Origin of the sequence: Vibrio sp. dhg (genome assembly GCF_003443775.1) — a bacterium.
Classification (GTDB): domain Bacteria; phylum Pseudomonadota; class Gammaproteobacteria; order Enterobacterales; family Vibrionaceae; genus Vibrio; species Vibrio natriegens.
Genome location: NZ_CP028944.1, coordinates 1,479,987 through 1,502,761, shown reverse-complemented (window position 1 = coordinate 1,502,761; position 22,775 = coordinate 1,479,987). Strand labels below are relative to the sequence as shown.

Annotated in this window: 22 protein-coding genes and 1 pseudogene; 16 read left to right on the top strand and 7 right to left on the bottom strand. The window is 45.3% G+C overall.

Annotated features, from left to right (window positions below; genetic code table 11):
• The 14 genes from DBX26_RS22410 to DBX26_RS22345 all read left to right on the top strand — a co-directional run bounded on the left by DBX26_RS22410 (position 1) and on the right by DBX26_RS22345 (position 13,486).
• Complete coding sequence (locus DBX26_RS22410; protein ID WP_118120938.1) at positions 1 to 1,230, top strand: outer membrane beta-barrel protein; 1,230 nt, start codon at positions 1 to 3, stop codon at positions 1,228 to 1,230.
• Between the two features lie 12 nt (positions 1,231 to 1,242).
• Positions 1,243 to 1,776 carry a polysaccharide biosynthesis/export family protein gene (locus tag DBX26_RS22405; protein ID WP_014234868.1) on the top strand — a complete coding sequence of 178 codons (534 nt, stop codon included), beginning with the start codon at positions 1,243 to 1,245 and terminating at the stop codon, positions 1,774 to 1,776.
• Positions 1,777 to 1,791: 15 nt separating this feature from the next.
• Entirely contained in the window at positions 1,792 to 3,972 is a 2,181-nt protein-coding gene (locus DBX26_RS22400; RefSeq protein WP_162889758.1) for a polysaccharide biosynthesis tyrosine autokinase, read from the top strand.
• Positions 3,950 to 4,768 (top strand): putative capsular polysaccharide synthesis family protein, encoded by an 819-nt coding sequence (locus DBX26_RS22395; protein ID WP_118120936.1) that lies wholly within the window; start codon positions 3,950 to 3,952, stop codon positions 4,766 to 4,768. The genes DBX26_RS22400 and DBX26_RS22395 overlap by 23 nt, the downstream gene beginning before the upstream one ends.
• The gene (locus tag DBX26_RS22390) at positions 4,769 to 5,815 is read left to right on the top strand and encodes a glycosyltransferase (protein WP_118120935.1); all 1,047 of its coding nucleotides are present in this window, start codon (positions 4,769 to 4,771) and stop codon (positions 5,813 to 5,815) included.
• Entirely contained in the window at positions 5,793 to 7,031 is a 1,239-nt protein-coding gene (locus DBX26_RS22385) for an O-antigen ligase (protein WP_118120934.1), read from the top strand. Before DBX26_RS22390 ends, DBX26_RS22385 begins: the two co-directional genes overlap by 23 nt.
• Positions 7,028 to 7,861 (top strand): putative capsular polysaccharide synthesis family protein, encoded by an 834-nt coding sequence (locus DBX26_RS22380; protein WP_118120933.1) that lies wholly within the window; start codon positions 7,028 to 7,030, stop codon positions 7,859 to 7,861. The genes DBX26_RS22385 and DBX26_RS22380 overlap by 4 nt, the downstream gene beginning before the upstream one ends.
• Positions 7,858 to 8,889, top strand: a complete 1,032-nt coding sequence (locus tag DBX26_RS22375) for a glycosyltransferase (RefSeq protein WP_118120932.1) — start codon at positions 7,858 to 7,860, stop codon at positions 8,887 to 8,889. The genes DBX26_RS22380 and DBX26_RS22375 overlap by 4 nt, the downstream gene beginning before the upstream one ends.
• Positions 8,890 to 8,898: 9 nt before the next feature.
• Positions 8,899 to 10,206: an oligosaccharide flippase family protein gene (locus DBX26_RS22370; protein ID WP_118120931.1), complete on the top strand. Its 1,308-nt coding sequence runs from the start codon at positions 8,899 to 8,901 to the stop codon at positions 10,204 to 10,206.
• 2 nt (positions 10,207 to 10,208) lie between these two features.
• Positions 10,209 to 10,598, top strand: coding sequence for a VanZ family protein (locus DBX26_RS22365; protein WP_020335431.1), 390 nt, complete (start codon positions 10,209 to 10,211; stop codon positions 10,596 to 10,598).
• A gap of 117 nt (positions 10,599 to 10,715) precedes the next feature.
• Positions 10,716 to 11,042: a N(4)-acetylcytidine aminohydrolase gene (gene yqfB, locus DBX26_RS22360; RefSeq protein ID WP_118120930.1), complete on the top strand. Its 327-nt coding sequence runs from the start codon at positions 10,716 to 10,718 to the stop codon at positions 11,040 to 11,042.
• A 33-nt stretch (positions 11,043 to 11,075) separates the two neighbouring features.
• Complete coding sequence (locus tag DBX26_RS22355; RefSeq protein ID WP_118120929.1) at positions 11,076 to 11,675, top strand: TetR/AcrR family transcriptional regulator; 600 nt, start codon at positions 11,076 to 11,078, stop codon at positions 11,673 to 11,675.
• A 144-nt stretch (positions 11,676 to 11,819) separates the two neighbouring features.
• Positions 11,820 to 12,854, top strand: coding sequence for an NADP-dependent oxidoreductase (locus DBX26_RS22350; RefSeq protein ID WP_118120928.1), 1,035 nt, complete (start codon positions 11,820 to 11,822; stop codon positions 12,852 to 12,854).
• 14 nt (positions 12,855 to 12,868) lie between these two features.
• On the top strand, positions 12,869 to 13,486 hold the full coding sequence (locus DBX26_RS22345; RefSeq protein WP_118120927.1) for a glutathione S-transferase family protein: 618 nt from the start codon (positions 12,869 to 12,871) through the stop codon (positions 13,484 to 13,486).
• A gap of 679 nt (positions 13,487 to 14,165) precedes the next feature.
• Here DBX26_RS22345 and DBX26_RS22335 read toward each other — a convergent pair.
• On the bottom strand, positions 14,166 to 15,041 hold the full coding sequence (locus tag DBX26_RS22335) for an NAD(P)-dependent oxidoreductase (protein ID WP_118120926.1): 876 nt from the start codon (positions 15,039 to 15,041) through the stop codon (positions 14,166 to 14,168).
• 214 nt (positions 15,042 to 15,255) lie between these two features.
• Here DBX26_RS22335 and DBX26_RS22330 point away from each other — a divergent pair, with 214 nt between their 5' ends.
• Positions 15,256 to 15,906 (top strand): HAD family phosphatase, encoded by a 651-nt coding sequence (locus DBX26_RS22330; protein ID WP_014234882.1) that lies wholly within the window; start codon positions 15,256 to 15,258, stop codon positions 15,904 to 15,906.
• A 278-nt stretch (positions 15,907 to 16,184) separates the two neighbouring features.
• Positions 16,185 to 16,637: an azurin gene (azu, locus tag DBX26_RS22325; RefSeq protein WP_020335439.1), complete on the top strand. Its 453-nt coding sequence runs from the start codon at positions 16,185 to 16,187 to the stop codon at positions 16,635 to 16,637.
• Positions 16,638 to 16,769: 132 nt separating this feature from the next.
• Here the strand turns inward: azu and DBX26_RS22320 are convergent, their stop codons facing one another.
• From DBX26_RS22320 to DBX26_RS22300, 6 genes and pseudogenes are all read right to left on the bottom strand, one after another.
• On the bottom strand, positions 16,770 to 17,120 hold the full coding sequence (locus DBX26_RS22320; RefSeq protein ID WP_014234884.1) for a cupin domain-containing protein: 351 nt from the start codon (positions 17,118 to 17,120) through the stop codon (positions 16,770 to 16,772).
• Positions 17,117 to 18,433 carry an FAD-binding oxidoreductase gene (locus DBX26_RS22315; RefSeq protein WP_118120925.1) on the bottom strand — a complete coding sequence of 439 codons (1,317 nt, stop codon included), beginning with the start codon at positions 18,431 to 18,433 and terminating at the stop codon, positions 17,117 to 17,119. The genes DBX26_RS22320 and DBX26_RS22315 overlap by 4 nt, the downstream gene beginning before the upstream one ends.
• 12 nt (positions 18,434 to 18,445) lie before the next feature.
• Complete coding sequence (locus DBX26_RS22310; RefSeq protein ID WP_254063626.1) at positions 18,446 to 19,720, bottom strand: NAD(P)/FAD-dependent oxidoreductase; 1,275 nt, start codon at positions 19,718 to 19,720, stop codon at positions 18,446 to 18,448.
• Positions 19,709 to 19,870 (bottom strand): annotated as a pseudogene (locus tag DBX26_RS25675) (rubredoxin); the annotation flags it as partial. The gene DBX26_RS22310 and the pseudogene DBX26_RS25675, both read right to left, overlap by 12 nt.
• A gap of 156 nt (positions 19,871 to 20,026) precedes the next feature.
• Complete coding sequence (locus DBX26_RS22305) at positions 20,027 to 21,451, bottom strand: aldehyde dehydrogenase family protein (RefSeq protein ID WP_118120923.1); 1,425 nt, start codon at positions 21,449 to 21,451, stop codon at positions 20,027 to 20,029.
• Between the two features lies 1 nt (position 21,452).
• Positions 21,453 to 22,640 (bottom strand): aromatic ring-hydroxylating dioxygenase subunit alpha, encoded by a 1,188-nt coding sequence (locus DBX26_RS22300; RefSeq protein ID WP_014234888.1) that lies wholly within the window; start codon positions 22,638 to 22,640, stop codon positions 21,453 to 21,455.
• Positions 22,641 to 22,775: the final 135 nt, after the last annotated feature.

Below are 22,775 nucleotides of genomic sequence, written 5' to 3'. Positions count from 1 at the left end.
ATGAAGACGGCAACTCCAATCATTTCGCTACTCTTTTTGCCAATGTTCACTTTGGCAGAACCAATGGCGTATACAACTGGCTCAGGTATTGAATTTATTCCGCAAGTGAAAGCCTTTTATGAAGGCGACGACAACGTGAATAAAGACGAAGAGAACGCGAAGTCCAATAATACTTGGGGAGTAGAGCCAAGCCTGCTGGCCCGAATAGAGCGAAATCAATATCGCGCTAACCTTATGTACAAATTAAAAGCGGGCTTCTCATCGGATGACAGTAATGATTACGATGATCACACGTTTCAATTCACTAATTTCTTTGAGTTTAACCACCGGAATCGTCTGGTCGTCGATTATCAATTCCGTGCCCAACATGAATTGAGAGGTGAAAACATCACAGAAGGCAACGGTGACGCGGTTGACTCGCCAATTAGATTCCACCGTAACGATCTAAAAACCAATTACATTTTTGGTTCTGAAGGGGCCAAAGGACGGTTCGAATTAGGCCTGAACTATAGTGACAAAACCTATCAAAACTATCGCGACGGCTTAACGTTCGCACCAAATGCGAAAACAAAATACAACGACTTTAGAGCACCCAGTGCTCACGCTGAGTTTTATTTGCGAGCAACGCCAAGAACTTACTGGTTGATAGGCAGCAGGCAAATTCAAACCGATTATCAGCACAGAAACCCAGCCATGGCATCCAGAGACAATACGGCGGGCTTTTACTATACCGGAGCACAATGGGAAGTAACCGGAAAAACACAGGGTATTGCTCGACTTGGCTACCAAATAAAAGATTTTGATAGCAATGAGCGAGAGACTTTTAAAGGCTTCAGTTGGGATATCGGCTTTGAGTGGTCACCTCAAGAGCAAACGCTGATTACGGTAAAAACAACTCAAGCTGCGGTGAATCCAGATCAAGATGGCGACTACAACCTGCAAACTCGCTATCGAATTTATTTTAAGCATGACTGGAATAGCTACCTCGCCACAGAGTTAGGATTCCTATACCAAGAAGATGACTACACCGGGGAGCTTTCGGGCCTTACTTTAAGAGATAGCAACTCAAGAGATAGCGAACGTTACTCGCTGTCTGCCGGTATCGACTATCAAATCAAACGTTGGATTCTACTGCAGGCCCACTGGCAATACCAAGATAAAACGTCAGACCGAACAGGCTATAGCTTCCAACAGAATGTTTGGACACTAAGCACTCAATTTTCGCTGTAAAAAGGATTTTTAATGAACCCATTAACGACGCTTATTAGCCTGGTTTTATTGCTATTTAGCACGTTCGCCACGGCTACAACGAATGAACAAGACTACCTACTTGATACCGGGGATACCATTTCAATACAAGTTTATGGTGAAGAAGATTTGTCGATTTTGAACATACAGATCACGTCTGACGGCTACTTTGATTACCCTTATCTAGGCAGAATTAAAGCGATCCAGAAAACGCCCAAACAGATTAAAGATGAAATTGAAACCGGACTTAAGGGCGATTACCTGATAGATCCAAAAGTCATGGTTACGATCAATAACTTCCGCCTTTTCTACGTCAATGGCGAAGTACGTAAACCCGGTGGTTTTGAGTATCGTCCGGGTCTAACGATAGAAAAAGCGATCGCTCTTGCGGGTGGGCTCACTGACAGAGCATCACGCAAGGGAATTAACCTCACCAAACACAAGACCGGTAAAACGGTAGAAAATGTCGATATGCACCTGAATGTTGAGCCTGGTGACATTGTATTTATTGATCAAAGCTTCTTTTAAGTGACAGGTAATCAAATGAACGGAACTCACCCAAGCACCTTCCCGATGAACAAAGTAGAACTGATTCGTTTTGGTCATCACTATAATACGCTCAAAAAGAACTGGTTGAGTATTGCTGCTTTTACCCTAATTTTCTCTTTGGCCTGCACCTGGTACATCTACTCGAAAACATCGATTTACCAAGCAACAGCGACACTTTTGATTCAAGAAGAGCAAAAAAGCGCTTTGTCCATAGAAGAAGTCTATGGCGTGGATACGACCAAGAAAGAGTACTTCCAGACTCAAGTGGCGATTTTACAGTCGAACCACATCGCGGATAAGGTTATCCAAGGCCTTAACTTGACTCAGTATCCCGAGTTCACGAGTACAGGTGGGCTAAAACAAACCATTGATAACATAAAATCAATTCCACTGGTTCAAGACTTACTCAACGTTACGCCAAACCCAACAGAAACAGCGCAGTATTCCGATACCTATTATCGAGCACTGCAAACATTTAAAGACAAGCTAGAAATAGAACCTGTCCGCAATACGCAAATGGTTAAAATCCGTTTTCGATCGGTGGATCCTAAACTAGCAACACAAGTCGCCAATGCGGTGGGTCAAGCCTACATCGACACAAACTTTGAAGCGAAATTAGTCGTCACACAAAATGCCGCAACCTGGCTGACCAACAACTCACAAAAGTTAGAAGAGCGTTTGAGAGACTCAGAACAGGCTCTGCAAGACTTCTTATTGCAAGAGGGACTGATTGATATCAATGGTATCGATGAAATCTACGCCAATGAGCTGGAAGAGCTCAACCGAAAACTCAACACCGCTGTTAACAACCGTATTGAAGCGCAGTCTTTGATTCAGCTTCTCAGACGCAAATCATCACAAAGCTTAGATAGCCTGCTGTCGATAGATGAGTTCGCCAACCAAGTACAGATTCGTGATCTGAAACTCTCGGAGGCTCAGGCGGAAAAGAACTTGTCCGAACTGGCACAGCGTTACGGGCCTAAGCACGATCGTATGATTCAGGCGAAGGCTCAATTAGATTCGATCCAAACCAGAACCCAACAGCTCATTCGCGAAATCTCGTTCAGTAAACAGCAAGACTTACTGTCAGCAAAATCTCAGGAAGACATGCTGCGTGCTGAGTTGAATCGCAAGAAAACAGAGTTCCAATCATTGGGTTCACAAAAAGCGCGCTATGAACAGCTCAAGCGAGAAGTTGAATCCAACAAAGCGCTTTACGAAGCGTTCTTAAACCGAGAGAAGGAAACCAGTGCGACCAGCGACTACAAAAATGTCACCGCTCGTTTCACAGATAAAGCCATTATTCCTCTATTTCCCGTTGCGCCACAGAGAATGAAGCTGGTTTTTATTGCAACAGTATTCGGGTTTGCGATTGCCTGTGCGCTCGTCATCATTTTAGAAACATTGCGAGAGGTGATAAGAACCGCATCGGATGTTGAAGAAAAACTAGGCGTGACCTGCTTGGGCACTATCCCACTCGTCAAAAGTCGTCGCTTGCGTCAAAGTGGACTCAGCTACACGGCTTACTTAGACAAGAATGAAAAACTGTTTAGTGAAGCGTGTCGCTCTATCAGAACCTCTCTGTTACTCAGACTGACCAACGCAAAACAGAAAGTTCTGCCCTTTACTTCTGCTATCCCGGAAGAAGGGAAAACGTCCACCAGCATTAATATGGCCGTGTCTTTTTCTACCATGGAAAAGGTATTGATCATTGACTGTGACCTTCGCCAACCTTCATTGGCCAAAAGATTCGACATTGCCGAATCTCAACCGGGTTTAACCAACATACTTACGATGGATACGGCCATTAAAGACTGCATTGTGAGAGTGGAAGAAGCAAAGCTGGATGTTTTGCCAGCAGGATTAATTCCGCCAAATCCGCAGGAACTGTTAGCCTCGGCACGATTTAAGAAGCTATTGGATTACCTTCAGGAAAAATACGACCGCATCATTATTGACACACCACCATTACTGTCAGTGAGCGATGCTCTGATTTTGGGTCAGTATGCGAATGGTCTGATTACCGTTATTCGTGCAGAGTCGACCAAAGCACAACTGGTTAACGTTGCGTTATCCAAACAATTACAACATTCCGTACCATCTCTTGGCGTGCTTATTACACAGGCAAAATCTAAGGAAGGGGAAGCGTTATATGTCCACAAATACGCCTACTAAACAAGTGTCTTGGTACCAAACGCTGAAGCGTCAGGAACAGCCCGTATTGATATACCAAATGGGAAAAGTGGGTTCGAGTGCACTCGAAAAGTCGATTGAGGGATCGATCCATCTGCATGACCTGATGTCCATTTCGGCGTCAAAACAGATCTCCCCGGTAAGAGCACAGTTATACAAACCAAAAACCAACTACGTCAAGCGGCTACTGAAACGGGCGATTATGATCAGCATGCTAAAACGTAAACAGCATGTGCGTATTATCTCGCTGGTCAGAGAGCCTATTGGCAGAAACATATCCATGCTCTTTCAGTCACTCCCTTTTTGGGTCGCGGATAAATACCTCAAAGATGACAGTGCCGTACGTTCAGAGCGTCCTCAACTGCTTCATGAAGCGTTTGAGGAGCATGTGAATCATCACTATCCGCTTGAGTGGTTTGACAACGAAATCAAAGCACTCACAGGAATAGATGTTTTTATTCATCCTTTTGATCATGAGCTTGGTTATCAAACCTATCAAAAGGGCAATTTCTCTTTGATGGTGATTAGAACCGACAAACTGGACCAGTCACAGCAGGCGATCAGTGAATTTTTGCAGCAAGACATCCAAGTGACTCATGACAACCAATCGGAAAACAAGTGGTACTCGCCACTTGCCACTGAGTTCAAGAGCTCTTACCGACTCAAACCAGAGTTTGTTGAGGACATGCTCTCTTCAAAGCTTGCTATGCATTTCTTTACGAGCTCAGAAATTGACAACATCAAGAACAAATACACACAGAAACAGCTTGGTAGATAAATGAAGATACTGCATATAATTAATGACTTATCTAACAACGGGGGAGCGCAACGCTTTCTGGTTGACCTTGTTGTTAAGCATAAGCCCCACTACGAAGTAAAGATACTGGTTCTGAATAAAGACAATGACTTCGAGACCCAGCTAAATGAAAACGGGGTCAGTTTCTATTACTGGCCTTCCCTGTCGATAAAAGAAAAGTGGAGGCTGTTGCGCTGGCCAAACCTGATCCACAGCCATTTATTTCCTTCGATATACGTCGCTTTACTGGCGATTGGTAAGAAACGGGTACAAACCGAACACAATACGACGAATAGACGCAGAGAATACCCTGCCTTGAAGTTTATGGAGTATCTGATGTACCAAAAACATCAGAAAACGATTTGTATCACCAATAAAGTAAGAGAAGAGTTAGTCAGGTTCTTGCCGAGATACAAGGATCGCTACGACGTTATTTACAATGGCGTCGACTTAAATCGTTTCTCCAGAAAAGCCAAATCGTATAGCAGAATTCAACCAGACAGCCCAATCAATATCGGGATGGCAGGCAGACTTCATGGCTATAAAGATCACCCGACGCTCATAAAGGCTATCGCTAAATTACCGGAACACTACCACCTTCATTTAGCGGGTGACGGTGATAAAAAACAACAGCTGCAAGATTTAGCGCAACAATTAAATTGCGCTCACCGTGTGCACTGGCATGGTGTCATCTCAGATGTACCGACTTTTTTATCCAATCTTGATGTGTATGTTCAATCTTCAATTATTGAAGGCTTTGGGCTGGCGGCCGTGGAAGCGATGGCTGAAGGGTTGCCCGTTTTAGGCTCGAATGTTCCGGGATTAGATGAAGTGATTGGTAACGACTCCTACTTATTTGAACTAGGAAACGAACAGGAATTAGCCGATAAGATTGAGATAATTTGCAGCAGCCAAGCCCATTATGAAATGGCTACCCAATTTTTTGTCGAACGTTGTAAATCTTTCACTCTGGAACAATTCAGAGAGAGCTATTACAAGGCTTATGATGAACTCTATGCCAGTAAGTAATCACATCCCTCTGCTGGCTGCGTTTACCCTAGCGCTCTTTTTTGTGCCAGTGAAAATTCAAGCGGGAGGTATTGCGCTAGCGCCGAGTGATATCGCAAGCCTTCTCTCTCTGGGATTAAGTGCGCTTGTTGTTATGGAAAGCAAAACACGCAAGCTCCTGCATCCGTGCATCGGATTTGTATTGCTGTTCACCGGTTATGTGTTTATTAACGGCCTGCTTAATCGTGTGCCCTTGATGCCTCTCGTTACCGAAACCGTTCAGTGGGTAGCGATTCTTAGTCTGCTCGGATTACTGTTCGCTTATGGAGCTTTCGAAGATGAACGAGTCATGGTGTACTTTTCTTATATTCTCTTCGTTATTTGCTGTCTGGTTGCCGCTTGGCATTTTGCCCAAGGTTATCAAAGTGGATTCAAGCTGCTTGGGGTCAGTAAGTATGGTTTTGGCTTGCTCTGCTCGTTGCTCTATTTATATCGAGACAAAATTCGCGCCTTCCATATTTTAATGCTGATAGCACTGGTCTTACTGGTTTTATCGCAAGAGCGCAAAGCCCTGCTTGGCTTTTGTTTATTGTTTCTTTTGGATCAGCTTTTCATTAAGAGTTTGATGAGAAAAACCGTCAGTGAAACATATACCTGGACCATATTACTGACGCTGAGTTTCGCGGCATTGGCTGCGGTGTCCATCACTTCATATGTGGGCTTCGACACGCTAGCCGATCAGCTAGAGTTCACCCAAGAAGACATCTTGTTTGCCAATCAGAGTGAAGCGAGGTGGGTATCCAATTTGCACCGAAAACTTTTACTCGCCAATGGTTTCGACATTCTGCAACAGCATCCCATCTTAGGTGTGGGAGCCAAAATGTTGCCTAGCTTCATGGTCAATTACTTTAACTACCAAGAGCTGGCGATTTACACCCATAACTTTGTTCTAGATACCGCCATCGAGTATGGATTACTGGGTATTGCGCTGTTGTTCGGTGGATACTTTTTTTTCATCAAATTTTGCTTCTACAGCTTAAATGAGAACCGCAAAAGCCTGCTACTCGCAGCGTACGCGCTCATTATGGTCTGCTTCGTTGCGGTAAATACCACGATTATTTTAATCCTGTTACTACCGGTAATGCTCAGCATAAAACGCACGGATGAATCCAGCCGCATGCCTTCATGTTCGGGAATTAAAGCCACCAATTTTAATAATCAAGGACTTGATCAATGAAATATTCAATCGCTCGACAATTTGAAAAGAACCGAGAGCTTCGAGCTGACAACTTTGTCTTGGTTTACCAGATGGGCAAAGTCGGCTCATCTTCCATTGAACACACGTTGGGAGAGCGTAATATTCCCAGTTACCACATCCATACCTTTGATGATCATGAGGAGTTCCACATGTATCACAACAAACGCGATGTGAAGAAATTCTTCGATTTCAAAAACCGTGCGATTTACCGTTTGGTCCTTAACCAAAGAAAACGAATTCTGCAAAAACGCGAACAGATAAAAATCGTCACTTTAGTGCGTGACCCTATCGCTACTGTATTGTCTCGCTTTTTCCAGGACCTGCATTTTCAGTTTATCGAAGGTAAAAAAAACGAAGCGATCCACAACGACATGGACGTGACCTACCAGCATTTGGAGCACTGCTTCGACAACTACATTAACCTCAACTATTTTGCCGACTGGTTCGACAACGAACTGAAACGTAACTTCAACATCGACGTATTGGACCAGAAGGTTGATAACACCCAGCCTTTCTTTACCTTTAGCAACAGTCAGGCAGAAGTACTGTTAATTAAGTGCGAAAAGCTCAGCTCGCTAGACCGAGAGATTGGCCAGTTCTTGAATGTCGACAATTTTGAGTTGAAGAATAGCAACGAAGCGAAAAACAAATGGTATTCAAACATCTATCAGTACTTTAAGCAGCAATACGATTTTTCTAAGTTGTTCTACATGTACGACTTGCCGCTTTATCAACATGTTTACTCAGTTCAAGAGCGAGACGCATTTAAGTCCAAATGGCAGCAAACTCCGGGAACCAAGTCATCATGAAAAAAGTACTGCATATAACCGAATCTTTTGGTGGTGGTGTTCAAACTGCACTTTACAGTTACACGCACTCTTCCCGTCATGAACCTTATCAGCATTTTCTGGTTGCCAGAGCTCGCGAAAATGATTTAACCAATGACAGCGACCACGATGTATTTTCACGTGTTCAATGGGTAAAGGGTGGACTGCTGCAGTTCATCAAAGATGCAAATAAAACAATCGATGAAGTCAAACCAGATATTGTCCACCTACACTCGAGCAAAGCAGGCTTTTTGGGGCGTTTTTTGCGACTCAACAACGCACGATTAGTTTACACGCCCCACTGCTACGCATTTGAGCGGGAGGATATTTCAGGCTTTGCTCGACAACTCTATAAAACGTTAGAGCGCTTGCGATTAGATAGAATCGATATCGTGGCGGGATGCAGCCAACGTGAATGTGACTTAGCCATCAGCATCGGCGCCAAGCAGGCTGAGTTACTTAATAACTACGTATCTTATCAAAGTGAAGAGCGCGAAAGCCGAGATAAAGCCGCCGCATTAAAACTAGTGGTACTTGGCCGGGTCGCACCTCAGAAAGACCCTCAGTTTCTGATTGATACTCTTTCCCACCTTGATGTTTCAATACTCAATCGTCAGTTTGAGATCACCTGGATTGGGGGTGGCGACCAAGAACTTGAACAGCGTTTAAAAGACCAAGGCGTACACGTGACTGGCATGCTTCCTCGTAGTGAAGTTATGAAGCAATTAAAAGCATCGGATATTTATCTGCACACTGCCGCTTGGGAAGGGATGCCCCTAACGATTCTCGAGGCCGCTAAGCTGCATCTCCCAATGGTGATTCGCAAGATTGGCGCGACAGAAGCTCTGAACTATCCATTTTTGGCGCAAACGCCGCAAGAAATGGCAAAACAGCTGACCCGCTGTATCAACCACTATCACGATATTGATTTTGGCCAATACACGACTGAATTGAACGACACATTCAGTGAAGAAAAGCAGCGTCTCGCTTTAAATAGCATCTACCGTTAGAGATATTACATGTTTCACGCCTTTCAACAAAAAAGACTGTCTGCGCCCAGCGAACAAAAAAGCTTGTTCTCACTTGGCTTAAAAACCGCGCTTACCCGAGTGTTCAGCGCATTGTTTGCATTTTTGCTTGCAGTCATGGTGTCCCGAACCACAGATGCCTCGATAGCAGGTCAGTTTTTCTTCTTATTTAATCTGGTATCACTGACCGCGATTATTTCTCAGTTGGGCTTTGACGTGGCTTTGGTGAGATACAACGCCATAGCCTTTAGCAGTCACAATGCTCAGCAACAAAGCGATAATTACAAAACAGCGTTATCCCGAAGCTTCGCATTTTGCGTCCCGGCCGGACTGGTCATTTTTGCCGGATTCTATCTATTCCCCGAGACAGTCAATCAGACCAATGCCCCACTACCAGCCGTTGCACTCGCGTTACTCTGTGTTCCTTTCTTAGTACTTGGACAAACCAATAGCCGAGTCTTGCAAGCGAGCAAAAAAGTGGTCTCTTCGCTATTCGCTTTGCAATTGGGTGTGAGTATGCTGATGGTGTTTGCTATTGCTGCTTTAGCCATGTTTGGCCTGCAAAGTCTCAACTATCTCATGGCAGCTCTACTGCTAACATGCGTGATTGTTGCCACGACATCGACAACAAACTGGGTGAGATCGGGGCAATTTCGCAAACCAACGTCAACGCCTAATCTCCAACTGACGGCTTCAGCCAAACAAGTCTGGATTGGGAGCATATTTAACAACGTTCTTCAGTGGGGAAGTCTCGTCATCGCAGGGTTCTTCATTTCAGCTTCAGAGATTGGCTTGTTAGCCGCAGCCCAACGGACCTCACTATTGATCGGCTTTGTGTTAATCACTATTAACTTTGTCGTCGCTCCAATGTTTGCGTCACTTTACAAAGAAGGTGAGATGGACAAATTACGCAATTTGAGCCGGATGGCCTGTCGAATGAACATTGCAGCCGCATTAATTCCAGTGTTGATTTGTACACTGTACCCTGTATTTGTACTGAATTTTTTTGGCGAAGAGTTTGTCGCTGCCGCGCCTCTTCTTGTGGTGCTGTCCCTCGGTCAATTGGTCAACGTTGCCACTGGCTCGGTCGGGTTTCTGCTTTTAATGAGCGGACATGAAAAAACAATGAAATACATCACCATTGGCTCTGGAACCATCTCGATTTTGCTGCTGCTCGTCTTGTGCCACATTCACGGTGTTATTGGCGCAGCTTGGGCTATGGCAATCGGAATGGCGATACAGAACCTTGCCGCACTGTACTTTGTTAAACGATATTTGGGATTCTTTCCGGTAGGCTAATTATGTCATCTATGATTGCGCGCATCAGTTTTGGCTTCGTATCACTACTGACCGTCATCCTTTCCTTATGGAAAAGTTCCGATTTGAGTCATGCGACCTATCTCAATATGGAGCACTATGTCGGCGGATCAACGACGCTCCACTTTACCTTCAGTCTGCTGATTGGCCTCTGTGCCGTATTTGCATTTCCCCGCCATGCCAGACCAAACAAAGCAGATACTTTTGGAATTCGACTTTTGCTGTGTCTGCTGTTAATAATTTCACTCGAGGAGTTTAGTCAGCTTTTTATCCCCAACCGCACATTCAGCGTTGCGGATCTCAGTACCAACTGGAGCGGCATGTTACTTGGTTACTTTGCCGCTAAGGTATGGCTTAGCATACGAAATCACTAAGCTGTCGGTTTTAGCCAACTAAGGGTTAATAAGCAACGTGCACTGAAATAAGCACCTCGAGGTTATTCAGGTATCGCTATATAATGCATTTACATAACCTTGAGAAGCGAGTGCTGCATGTCATCTCATCCAACAACCATCACCTTTTTTGAATTTCTGACCCCTTTGATCACATCAGGCAAAAAAACCATCACGATACGAGATAAGTCAGAAAGTCACTACATCCCAAATACCGAAGTGGAAGTCTTTACTTTAGAGACTAACCGCAAGGTCTGTGACATCAAGATCCTGTCGGTAAATCCACTTAACTTTGATGAAATCAATGAGTTCCATGCTGAACAAGAAGCCATGGAGTTACCAAAGTTAAAGCAGCTGATTAGGGAGATTTACCCAGATACTGACACACTTTTCGTTATTGAATACGAGTTGCTCAAAACAAACTAGACGATTGGTCTAGTTTTAACTATAGTACGTCCCATGAACGCTAAGACTAACGACACACGCCAACACATTCTCGAGGTCGGATACGAGTTAATCGTAACCCGAGGCTTTACGAGCGTTGGACTTTCCGAGCTTCTAAAAACGGCAGCAGTGCCAAAGGGCTCGTTTTATCATTACTTTAAATCCAAAGAGCAGTTTGGTGAGGCTTTGATTGAGGCTTACTTCGATCGCTATTTCCACAAGTTAGATGAGCTCTTTACTAATACTGATCGCAACGGATACCAACGTCTGATGAGCTACTTTGAGGAGTTGGCCAAAGTTGAAGATCACGTATGTAATTCAAATAGATGTCTGTTAGTCAAACTTAGCGCGGAAGTTTCTGACCTTTCCGAACCAATGCGACTTGCACTGCGTCGTGGAGCCGACATATCAATTCAAGCCATCGCGGACTGTATTGATGTTGGTATTCAAGACGGATCGATTGCAAACGGTGACAGTGCTTTGTTAGCAAGACAACTTTACTACCTTTGGAATGGTGCAAGCTTACTCAACAAGCTGTATCAAGATCAGACGGCACTGACGCAGAGTCTGACCTATACTCAAGATCTATTGCAGAATACACGCACTTTATCGTAAGTGGCTTCAACGCAGTAAGAGAACAACCCTATAAGTGTCTGTTTTAGGCTAGCCTTAAACAGACACAAAATACTTTCCCGCTCTCAGAGCGGGATATTTTGCAACAAAAACTAGACGACCGGTCTAATCTAAGGTGAAAATAACATGACAGACGCACTTAACCGCAGAATCGTACTTGCATCACGTCCACACGGCGCACCAACAACTGAAAACTTTAGACTGGAAGAAGTGGCAAAGCCAGTACCAAAAGATGGTGAAATGTTGTTAAGAGCCGTTTACCTATCACTCGACCCTTATATGCGCGGTCGTATGAGTGATGCGGAATCTTACGCGGCCCCTGTTGCAATTAACGACGTCATGGTTGCAGGAACCGTGTGTCAGGTTGAAGTATCAAACCACCCAGATTACGAGGCGGGTGAATGGGTACTCGCTTACACTGTGGGTTGGCAAGACTACGCGATTTCAACAGGCGAAATGGTCATCAAGCTGGGTAAAAATCCACAAAACCCTTCGTATGCACTAGGCGTAGCAGGTATGCCTGGCTTTACGGCATACATGGGATTGCTTGATATCGGCCAGCCAAAACCAGGGGAAACTATCGTCGTTGCTTCGGCAACCGGCCCCGTTGGCTCAACGGTCGGTCAAATTGCAAAACTTAAAGGCTGTCGCGTAGTCGGTATTGCCGGTGGTGAAGAGAAATGTCGCTATGCAAAAGAAGAGTTGGGCTTCGATGAGTGTATTGATCATAAAGCCGACGATTTCGCGCAACAATTGAAAAATGCATGTGACAATGGCATCGATGTCTACTTCGAAAACGTAGGCGGCAAGGTATTCGATGCGGTACTTCCGCTGCTTAATACAAACGCCCGTATTCCTGTATGTGGTTTGATTTCTCAATACAATGCGACCGAGCTTCCACAAGGCACAGACCACCTGCCACTACTGATGGTTAACATTCTGACAAAGAGAATCAAAGTTCAAGGATTCATCATTTTTGATGACTACGGACACCGTTACGATGAATTTGCGCAAGACATGAACCAGTGGTTGGCAGAAGGAAAGATCCAATACCGTGAACAAGTCGTACAAGGCCTGGAAAATGCACCTGATGCGTTCATCGGTCTGCTCGAAGGGAAAAACTTCGGCAAAGTTGTTGTACAGGTAAACACCCCTCTGTAAATATAGGATAAAGAATGATTAAACTTCACCATCTCAATCAGTCTCGCTCGAAACGCATTATCTGGTTACTCGAAGAGCTCAATGTAGACTATGAAGTCGTACCGTATATACGTGACAGAGTGACTTTTTTGGCTCCTCCAGAGCTTAAAAGCGTACATCCACTAGGCAAGTCACCAGTTCTGGAAGATGACGGTGAAATCATCATTGAGTCAGGCGCAATTACAGAGTATCTGATCGAAAAATACGGCGATGGTCAACTTGCTCCAGAACGCGGAACGAAAGCTCATACGCAGTACTTGCAGTGGATGCACTTTGCTGAAAGCTCGGCGATTTTACCAATATTGCTGAAAGTCTTTGTAAGCAAAGAACCAACTCAAACAGAGTTCTTATCAGGCTACGCAGATAAAGAAACCATGAGTGTTTTGAATTACTTCGAGCAAGCTTTGGAAGAGAAAACCTATCTGGTAGAGGAGCGCTTAACCGGAGCAGACATCATGATGTCTTTCATAGTGGAATTGGTACATAAGTTTGGCATGAGCAAACATTTCCCTAATATTGAAAGTTATGGAAACCAACTTGCCACTCACGAGGGGTTCTCAAAAGCAGAACAGCTCGAAGTCAAATACGCTTAACTTTGGCCTTTTGGTGTAAGCGACACACCTAACAGGCTCAAAATCAATCATCACGAGATGCTTGGTTAACAGAAACGCATTGCCTCACAAAAGCAACAGCTCTCTGAATCAAGCACTCGTTTTTAGCAACTGGCTACCCTTACGCTTCAACATCCATTTCACTCTTAAATTCAAGCCGTTCAACGTAGTACTTTTCTGATTTCATCCAGTTCTGGAACATAGTCACCGACTATCAATTCAATAAGTACAATCCGCTTTCCACCAGAATCTATCCATAATAATCTTCCCTACAAGCCCTGAGTTAATACCAATAAAAAGAGGCGCATTACGCACCTCTAATTCGTAAGGAGATAAGTATGATTAGCTTCGACTTCTTTAAGCTCTTCGATACTCAAGAGTTGTTTATCTATTACTAGGGTCTGTTAACCTTTCGTGGTTAAATTTTGTTCGAGATAAAAGCATTTTAATCGCGGCGAGAGGTTTGTAGCCTAGTAATTCTAAGCAAAACACCTCTCAACAAAGAGTAAAATGCTTTTAGCCGAACCCTTCGGGCAGCGTTTGTGGCTCCTTTCTACTACGTTATCGGCTTATCAGGTAGGTAAACTACATTTCAAAGCCTCTGCCTTGCATAAAGAACCCACAAACTGCTGCAAAAATCAGCTCGAAAGGTCAACAGACCCTAACTTTTAGCCACGGCTTTGATAAGTACCGAGGTATCCATACGCCCAAGACCGTCAAGCTGTAGGTCTGCGTATTGTTGATCAACCATTTGGGTTAACGGAAGCTGTAAACCAACACGCTCAGCTTCTTTAATGCAGAACCCAAGATCTTTGCGCATCCAGTCAATCGCAAAGCCAAAGTCGAATTTATCTTGCGCCATGGTCTTGGCACGGTTTTCCATTTGCCATGACCCAGCGGCACCATGTTTCAGTGTTTCGACAACTTGTTCAATATCTAAACCAGATTTTTGAGCCAGTAGCAGAGCTTCACTCAAGCCTTGCAGTACGCCGGCAATGCAAATTTGATTGACCATTTTGCATCGTTGCCCCTGGCCATTCTCACCCAGCAACGTAATTTGTTTTGCGTAGACGTCCATCGCAGGCGAAACCTGTTCAAAGACATTCGAATCACCGCCACACATAATGGTTAGAACACCATTTTCAGCACCCGCCTGACCACCAGAAACTGGGGCATCGATAAAATGATTACCAACCTTAGTGCAAGCGTCCGCCAGTTCGACAGCCAAATCTGCGGAAGTCGTGGTGTGATCGACTAATACCGCGCCCGGCTTAAGACCAACCAGAAGCCCTTCTTCGCCATAAACCACACTACGAACGTCATCATCATTGCCTACGCAAGTAAATACGATGTCACATCCTTCTGCCGCTTGTGCAGGTGTTTCACAGGCAACACCGTTGTATTCTTCTGCCCACTGGTCAGCTTTTGCTTTTGTGCGGTTGTATACTTTGGTTTCGTAGCCAGCTTTACTTAAATAGCCTGCCATTGGGTAGCCCATTACACCCAAACCAATAAATGCTACACGTTGTTTTTCCATTGCCTGCTTCCCTAATCAACTGAATTTAAATCTTTTGTAACATGCTACTAAAGAATTCTGCTTTTTACTCGTAATTTATCTCTGATTTTCACAAAGGAAACTGCATGATTGAAGGACAGAATCAATGCTGTAAACACGCGACCAGTTTAAATTCGCGAGAAATAAAGTGTGACTTATGTCAGAATACCCCATCACTCAACAAACCGGCAAAGTAATGAATTATCACGCTGCTATTTTTGATATGGACGGTTTGCTTCTTGATACTGAGCGTGTCTGTATGCGCGTGTTCCAAGAAGCCTGCGAAGTACAACAACTTCCTTTTTACAAAGAAGTATACCTGTCAATCATTGGGCGTAATGCCGCAGGTATTGAAGCCATTTTCCGCAAAGCTTATGGAAATGATCTGGACCGCCTGCATCAAGAATGGCGAACCCGTTACAACGCTGTAGTCAAGCACCAGGCGATTCCTGTAAAAGAGGGCGTCGTTGAACTGCTAGAATGGCTGAAAGAGCAGAGTTTACCTATCGCCGTTGCGACATCGACAGCTAAGGATGTCGCTAAGATCAAACTTGAACTGGCAGGATTGAGCAAATATATCGACAACCTGACGACAGGTTGTGAAGTAAGCAATGGTAAACCTGACCCGGAAATCTACTTACTTGCTGCCAACAGACTGAATGTTGAACCGACTAAGTGCCTGGCTTTTGAAGATTCCAACAATGGTGTGCGTGCCGCTGTCGCCGCAAATATGTCGACTTATCAGATCCCAGATTTGGTAGAGCCATGTGACGAAGTACGCCAATTCGGTCATTCTATCGTCCCTTCGCTACACGATGTTCTGAAAGAATTGAAACAAACTCGATAACACACCTGCTCTTCACAATAAGCTCAGCCTAATGGTTGAGCTTTTTCATTTTTCGCTTAATACCAAATCGCCTGCTATTTTTTATCTGTCTCTTATTTTGTGCATTTTCCACTCGCAATGCGTCATGTGATCAATCATAGAGATGAATGAGTATAAGTTTGCAACAAAGTGTCAACGTACCGCTCACAGCACAGTTTTACGATATTAACTCGTTGATAATGAGAACTATTGGTTCATATGAAACCAGTCAGCCAAAAATATAAAATGGAGAGTGTTATATGTCTTTACGTTTATTAGCAGCAACCTTTGCACTTGTTGGAGTAAGCTTTGGCGCACAAGCCAGTGCCGAGTGTGAAGTATCTCTGGATGCTAACGATATGATGCAGTTTTCTACCAAAACTCTGAGTGTTCCGGCAACGTGTAGCGAAGTAACGTTGACTCTGAACCACACTGGTAAAATGCCAGCTCAGTCAATGGGTCACAACGTTGTTATTGCAGATACAGCGAACATTCAAGCCGTCGGCACCGATGGCATGAACGCAGGTGCGGATAATAACTACGTGAAGCCTGATGACGAGCGTGTCTATGCTCACACCGACGTCGTTGGTGGCGGCGAAAGTACAAGTATCACTTTCAGCACAGAAAAAATGACCGCGGGCGGTGACTACTCTTTCTTCTGTTCATTCCCTGGCCACTGGGCAGTCATGCAAGGCAAGTTTGAATTCAAATAAAATCTTGTGCCCTAGCGTGATGTAAAGATTTAAGGGAAGCTAAGGCTTCCCTTTTTAATCGAAACTCAATGTTAGTTCTCAGTTTAGCAGTCTAAAAACAGGAAAAGTCATGCCTACAAACCTCTGCTCGTGTTATTCGATACCGTGCAGTTCCTTCCAGTTTCCCGGGTGTACAACATAACCAAATAACGCATGTCCGCCATAAACTAACTCGGTACCTTCAGGAATCCAAAGCATTTGTCCGGGGCGAACAAAATGGGTTTCTCCATTTGCGGTCAGTTCAAAACACCCTTCTATGACGAAAACCACTTCATCATAAAGTACTGTCCACGCAACTTCTGCGCCTTCCCACTTAGCAAATCCAACACCAATATTTGGTGAAATCTCAGGGCTGAGCGCTCTTGCTACATAAGCCATGCCAGGGGTATCACCGCGCACGTTGAAGTCGAGTGTTTTGCTATCTACGAGTTTTACTTGCTTCATAATTCACTCCGGCTTTGCCACTTAGCTAATTGAATACGACTCCTCACTCCCATACCCAAAAACGGCTCTGGCGGATTCAGGCTAGGCATACCGGTTACTTGTTGAATGTCATCCAGAAGTTTGGAGGTCGCCCCTACTGCATAATCAGCAAGTAAAGTGCCGGAAACCGTTCCCCATGCGGCCCCAACGCCATTGTCACAAGCACTGGCATACACCCCTTTGTCGAGCTGACCAAAGAAATTGGTGAAATTTCGAGAGATGGCATAAACACCACCCCACGTGTGAGTAAAAGGTACATCGGCAAGTTCTGGATAACGGGCCAAGAACACTTGACGATGATCTTCTTGAATACTCTGCCTCATTTTGTCACTCACACTTGAGCCATACTTAGGTACGTGTTTGTAAGTATTACGAATCAGTATTCGGCGATCCGCTGTCATACGAAGCGTCGTCCCCGCATGGTCAGCCGGAGTCAGCCCCCAGTTCAGTTCACCACCATAACGCTGCATTTCGGCGTCCGTCAGAGGACGAGTCCAACTCGCGAACGTCATCACCGGAAGCAGTCGATTTTTCAGGTAGCCAAACTCTCGAGTAAAAATGCTGGTTCCTAGTAACAATTCTGGTGTGCGAACTGAACCTTTATCGCCATGCAACACCCAATTGTCATTCTCTTTACTCAGGCGGCGAATAGGAGAGTTTTCTAGCACTTCTACGTTATCAGGCAAGCTCTCACCCAAGCCGTGAACTAGTGCTGCTGGCTGCATTAAATAGCCACCAGGAGTGTAAATGGCTCGGCTGTAATAATTTGTACCGAGTACTTTTGCAAGTTCTGCTCGATCCACGTGGAAATACGGTTCGCCCAAGTCTTTCATCAAGTGCTCAAAGTGATCGAGATAAGCCTCGCCCCTTTCTCCAACCGCGCCCTGATATTTACCTTTTGCTGACCACTGGCAATCAATATTGTATTTGCTGATCAAACAATCTAATTGACCGATCGCAGAACGGTTTAACGCCAGTAACTTCTGCTTATGAGCTGGGTCCGGATGCTCTAAAGAAAACTTATGCGGTAAGTCGATCACAAATCCAGAATTTCTCCCGGAGGCTCCCTGACCTATGCGCTGCGCATCAATCAAGAGAATTCGTGCATCAGGTTCATGCTCAGCTAAACGTCTCGCCATCGCAAGACCCGCAAACCCAGCGCCCAATACCACGTAATCTGCATTTGTATTCCCTTGCAACGGAGGTTTTGCTGGCGTGTTTGGTAGCGCATGATACCAGCCACATGTTGCATCATCGTTTGGTAAATGAATCATTATCGGCCTCCGTTACGCCGCAGATTGTTTTAGTGATAATTGTTCGAGCCAAGGCGAGCGCAGAGACTGGACTTTTCGACCTAGTAGCGCAAATCCAATCATTGAACCTTCCACCGAGTAACACGCTGCTGTTAATTCCTCACCTTGCTTTTCTATGTGCCACTGTCCTTGTGCATTAGGTGAGACAGGGAAGATGGTCAACGGAAGAATCGGTGTTTTCACAATCACTGGTGTTGGCGTTAACGTGATAGGCGTCATTTCACCCAATAGGCTCTTCGCCAGAGACGGAATCATTTGGTTGATAGGCGCAATATATGGCTGCCAGCCTTGTTCGGTTTCAACACAGTCCCCTAACGAGTAAATGTTTTCATCACTTGTCTGGGCAAATTGGTTTACTTTAACGCCGCGGCCAATTTCCAGCCCTGCTTGCTCAGCCAGAGAAACATTAGGTTTAAGCCCCACAGCACTAAGGACCAAGTCCGCGGTGATCTTTTTCCCGCTCGTCAGATGGAGTTCCGCGCTGGTGTCAGCCATTGGCTCAATTTTCGCAATGCTGTCTTGCAGTAACCACTGTACGCCACGTTCACTTAGGGCATTTTGTAGTGATTCGCCCAACGGCTGTGGGATCATGCGCTCCATTGGCCACTGCCCTAAACCAATGACACTGACTTCAAAACCATTTTCAATCAGGTCGTTAGCAAACTCACAGCCAATTAAGCCATCACCCAGAATAGCGATGCGCTTTTTGCCTTCAAGTTGAGATCTAAAACGACGGTAATCGACCAGATCATTGACGCTAACCATGTACGAACGGTCACCTTCAATAGGAATTTCAATAGGTGATGCTCCCGTCGCTAGCACCAGGCGGCTATAACGGTACTGACCAATCGATGTGTGTAATGTTGAGTTAGCGCGATCAATATGCTCGACACGGGTATGTGGGTAAACTCGAATATTTAAACGATGCTCCCACTCCAATGCACTTTCCGTTTGCAATGCATCACCGTTTTTGCCCATTGCCAGAGCATTCGAAAGCGCTGGTTTACTGTACAGAGCACCATCGTCACAGGTAAAGACGGTAATTGGAACATTGGCAGACTGAGCTCGAAGCGCCGAAGCCAACTGATAACCACTATGTCCACTGCCAATAATGACAATAGGATCCGTCGAAAAGACTGGCTGGCTCACTGAAGGAGGAAGTGGTTGATCCAATGGCGTTGAACCCGTACCCGATAAAACAGGCGCAACAGCCTCTTCTTCAATCACATCACCCGTGATTTCAACCATTTCGAAATCAGCCTTTCCAACCAAGCAATCTGGGCATAACCAATCATCCGGCACATCTTCCCATGCCGTTCCTGGAGCAATCCCATCAGCAGGCCAACCTTGTGCTTCATCGTAAATTAAGCCACAAATAATACAGAGCCACTTTTTCATCACTTTTTCTCCAACTACCTTGTTCCAATTTCCCGTGCCTGTTCACTACTTACTCATAGAAAAGTGAAAGTTTCGTCGCACTCACACCATCTTGTGGTCTGAAATCCAAGAAGGTGTGAGGCGAAGAAATCTGTTACACGTCGGCTAAGCGTCGCTCTATTGCTGCAAACGAATAGCGATGTTGCGCGTATGGACATAGCTATAAATCGCTTCTTGCCCTTTTTCTCGTCCAAAACCGGACAGCCCAACACCGCCAAATGGGGTTTCTATGCCACCAGCAAACCACTCGTTAATGAACACTTGTCCGCCACGTAGCTGTTGAGCAACGCACAAGGTTTGATTCATGCTCTCACCAAATACGCCAGCAACTAAGCCAAACTCTGTACCATTGGCCATTGCCACAGCTTCTTGCTCGGTTTCAAATGGCATGACCACCAGTACAGGACCAAACACTTCTTCCTGCGCAATACGCATGTCTGGAGTGGCTTCAATGACTGTCGGCGCGACAAAGTAGCCAGACAAATCTGGTGCATAACCACCTGTAAGGATGTTCGCGCCATCTGCTCGTGCTTGCTCGATCATTTCCAGCACTCGTGCTTGCTGATCAGCAGAAACCAACGGTGTGATATCAGGCTGGCTTTCGCCTTGACCAATTGAAAGTCCTTCAGCCATTGATACCACTGCGGCTTTCACTTCTTCATAGCGGTCTTTGTGAACCAGCAATCGAGACATAGCCGAACAAACCTGACCGGCATTAAAGTAGATACCGACCTGAACGCTTTTCAGTAGTAAGTCCAGATTGACATCTTTCAGCGCGATAGCCGCAGATTTACCACCCAGCTCCATTACCGATGGCGTAGCTCTGTGCGCTGAATCTTTTAGAATTCGCTGGCCAGTTGGAACCGAACCAGTAAAGACGATTTGGTCGACCTCCTGGTGCTGCACTAAGTGACTACCAATCACAGAGCCTTTACCACAAAGCAAGTTGATGGTGCCTTTCGGAAAACCGGCTTTTTCGATGGCTTTGATCAGTAAGGTCATTGCCAGTGGTGAAATCTCTGGCGATTTAATCACTACTGCGTTACCGGCAGCTAAAGCGGGCGCGAGCGAACGCGCACAAATGGATACCGGAAAATTCCAAGGAACTATCTGTACACTTACGCCAAACGGCACATATTGAGTGAAGTCGACATAATCTTTCCCCAGTGGGATTGAAGTTCCTTCTAGTTTGTCCGCCATGCCTGCGTAGTATTCGAAGTAACGTGCCGATTCGATGAATTCATCTTTCGCATCTTGTAGTGATTTGCCATTTTCACGACATGCCACTAACCCGCCTTCATCGACCATTTCACGAATAGCCGCCGCCGCTTTTAGCATCCACTCAGTTCTTACTGCTGGACGAACATCCGAAAGGAGCCCTTGATTCACAACTCGACGAGCTGCTGCCATCGCACGATCAGCGTCAGCAATATTAGCTTCAGCTATCGTCGCGTACGGTTCCGCTGTACCTGGGTTCATAACCGTGAGGGTTTGCTCTGAGTCACACCACTCACCATCAATGTAATTTAGGTAATGAGTCATACTACTGCTCCATTGCCGACTTAACTTGTTTTGCTAACCATGTTTGGAAGAAGTGAGTTGGGACATCCATTTCTGGAGAAAACACACCGCCACCAAACCCAGGGGAGTGACGACCTTGCTGCATACCTTCAACAGCACCGATGTCCTCGCCGAATACCACACGCCAAGATTCAACCGTGGCAGTACGGCAAGCTGCAAATTCGTCTTTGGTTGCTTCATCACCGACATAGAAAACACGCAGATGCTCAATGCTCTTACCAGCGCTGATTGGTTCAATCATCATCGCAAACGCGTGATCAGCCTGAATGCCTAACAACACGTTCGGGAATAGTGCAACGTATTCTGCATGGCGAAGTTTGTCTTCTGGCCAGCTAGGGAACTTAGGCAAATGCGTACCAGCGGTATCCGACAGGTTGTAAGCAAGGCTGCCTTGGCCTGCAAATCGCTCTTCAAACATGATGTTGTAGTGATCTTCCAGGCGCGAGTAGCTGTTCAAGCTCGGGTGAACCCAAGGCAAATGGTAGGCTTCACAGTAGTTTTCTACTGCCAGCTTCCAGTTACTGTTTACTTCGATCTCTAGATTGCCGCCCATGTTCACACGGCGCAAAAGGCCCATACCGTCTTCGCCTAAAAATGGCTTCCAACGTTCCTCTAGCGGTGCGATATGTTCTTCAAAACTTGGCGCATCACCTGAAAGGTTTACGAACACCATGTCCATCCAAATTGCTGAACGCAGTGGCTTCAACCCGTGCTTTTCGCACTTGAAGCGGTCATCTTTGTGCTGTGCGATACCGCCAATATGTGGCGTACCTTTTAGGTTACCGTCTAGATCGTAAGTCCATGAGTGGTAAGGACAACGAATCATGCCCTGCACTTCACCCGCTTCATGTACTAGCTTCATGCCACGGTGACTACACACATTATGAAAGACCTGAACTTCACCCTGACGATTTCTCATCATTAACAGCGGTAGGTTCATGAAGTCTATCGGCATCACGTAACCGTCTTTAAGAAGGTCAGAGGCAAAACCAATGCATACCCATGTGTTACCAAATACCTGATCACGTTCAAACGTAAAGTAGTCTTCATTTATGTAGGCATCGTTTGGCATCCCAGTCGCTTCACTGATTGGGTTAAGAACCTTATCGACGAGTTCAACAGGAATTAGGGTTTGGTTGACATTGCTCATATTCTTATCTCCGAAAGTCGAGTTGCATCCATTGCGGACAACATCGTGTTGTGTCAATGGAGCTGATTTTGATTAACAAACCAGCAACAAACAAACGACTTTTTTGGAGGGTATGGATGAGTTTTTATCATTCAT

Excerpts from the sequence above, each read along its gene's own strand:
- DBX26_RS22330 (WP_014234882.1), top strand. The coding sequence starts at position 15,256 with ATGAATTATCACGCTGCTATTTTTGATATGGACGGTTTGCTTCTTGAT.
- DBX26_RS22300 (WP_014234888.1), bottom strand. The coding sequence starts at position 22,640 with ATGAGCAATGTCAACCAAACCCTAATTCCTGTTGAACTCGTCGATAAG.
- DBX26_RS22390 (WP_118120935.1), top strand. The coding sequence starts at position 4,769 with ATGAAGATACTGCATATAATTAATGACTTATCTAACAACGGGGGAGCG.
- DBX26_RS22405 (WP_014234868.1), top strand. The coding sequence starts at position 1,243 with ATGAACCCATTAACGACGCTTATTAGCCTGGTTTTATTGCTATTTAGC.
- DBX26_RS22410 (WP_118120938.1), top strand. The coding sequence starts at position 1 with ATGAAGACGGCAACTCCAATCATTTCGCTACTCTTTTTGCCAATGTTC.
- DBX26_RS22400 (WP_162889758.1), top strand. The coding sequence starts at position 1,792 with ATGAACGGAACTCACCCAAGCACCTTCCCGATGAACAAAGTAGAACTG.
- DBX26_RS22305 (WP_118120923.1), bottom strand. The coding sequence starts at position 21,451 with ATGACTCATTACCTAAATTACATTGATGGTGAGTGGTGTGACTCAGAG.
- DBX26_RS22315 (WP_118120925.1), bottom strand. The coding sequence starts at position 18,433 with ATGATTCATTTACCAAACGATGATGCAACATGTGGCTGGTATCATGCG.
- DBX26_RS22335 (WP_118120926.1), bottom strand. The coding sequence starts at position 15,041 with ATGGAAAAACAACGTGTAGCATTTATTGGTTTGGGTGTAATGGGCTAC.
- DBX26_RS22365 (WP_020335431.1), top strand. The coding sequence starts at position 10,209 with ATGTCATCTATGATTGCGCGCATCAGTTTTGGCTTCGTATCACTACTG.
- DBX26_RS22385 (WP_118120934.1), top strand. The coding sequence starts at position 5,793 with ATGAACTCTATGCCAGTAAGTAATCACATCCCTCTGCTGGCTGCGTTT.
- azu (WP_020335439.1), top strand. The coding sequence starts at position 16,185 with ATGTCTTTACGTTTATTAGCAGCAACCTTTGCACTTGTTGGAGTAAGC.
- DBX26_RS22350 (WP_118120928.1), top strand. The coding sequence starts at position 11,820 with ATGACAGACGCACTTAACCGCAGAATCGTACTTGCATCACGTCCACAC.
- yqfB (WP_118120930.1), top strand. The coding sequence starts at position 10,716 with ATGTCATCTCATCCAACAACCATCACCTTTTTTGAATTTCTGACCCCT.
- DBX26_RS22345 (WP_118120927.1), top strand. The coding sequence starts at position 12,869 with ATGATTAAACTTCACCATCTCAATCAGTCTCGCTCGAAACGCATTATC.
- DBX26_RS22375 (WP_118120932.1), top strand. The coding sequence starts at position 7,858 with ATGAAAAAAGTACTGCATATAACCGAATCTTTTGGTGGTGGTGTTCAA.
- DBX26_RS22395 (WP_118120936.1), top strand. The coding sequence starts at position 3,950 with ATGTCCACAAATACGCCTACTAAACAAGTGTCTTGGTACCAAACGCTG.
- DBX26_RS22310 (WP_254063626.1), bottom strand. The coding sequence starts at position 19,720 with ATGGTTGAAATCACGGGTGATGTGATTGAAGAAGAGGCTGTTGCGCCT.
- DBX26_RS22320 (WP_014234884.1), bottom strand. The coding sequence starts at position 17,120 with ATGAAGCAAGTAAAACTCGTAGATAGCAAAACACTCGACTTCAACGTG.
- DBX26_RS22380 (WP_118120933.1), top strand. The coding sequence starts at position 7,028 with ATGAAATATTCAATCGCTCGACAATTTGAAAAGAACCGAGAGCTTCGA.
- DBX26_RS22370 (WP_118120931.1), top strand. The coding sequence starts at position 8,899 with ATGTTTCACGCCTTTCAACAAAAAAGACTGTCTGCGCCCAGCGAACAA.
- DBX26_RS22355 (WP_118120929.1), top strand. The coding sequence starts at position 11,076 with ATGAACGCTAAGACTAACGACACACGCCAACACATTCTCGAGGTCGGA.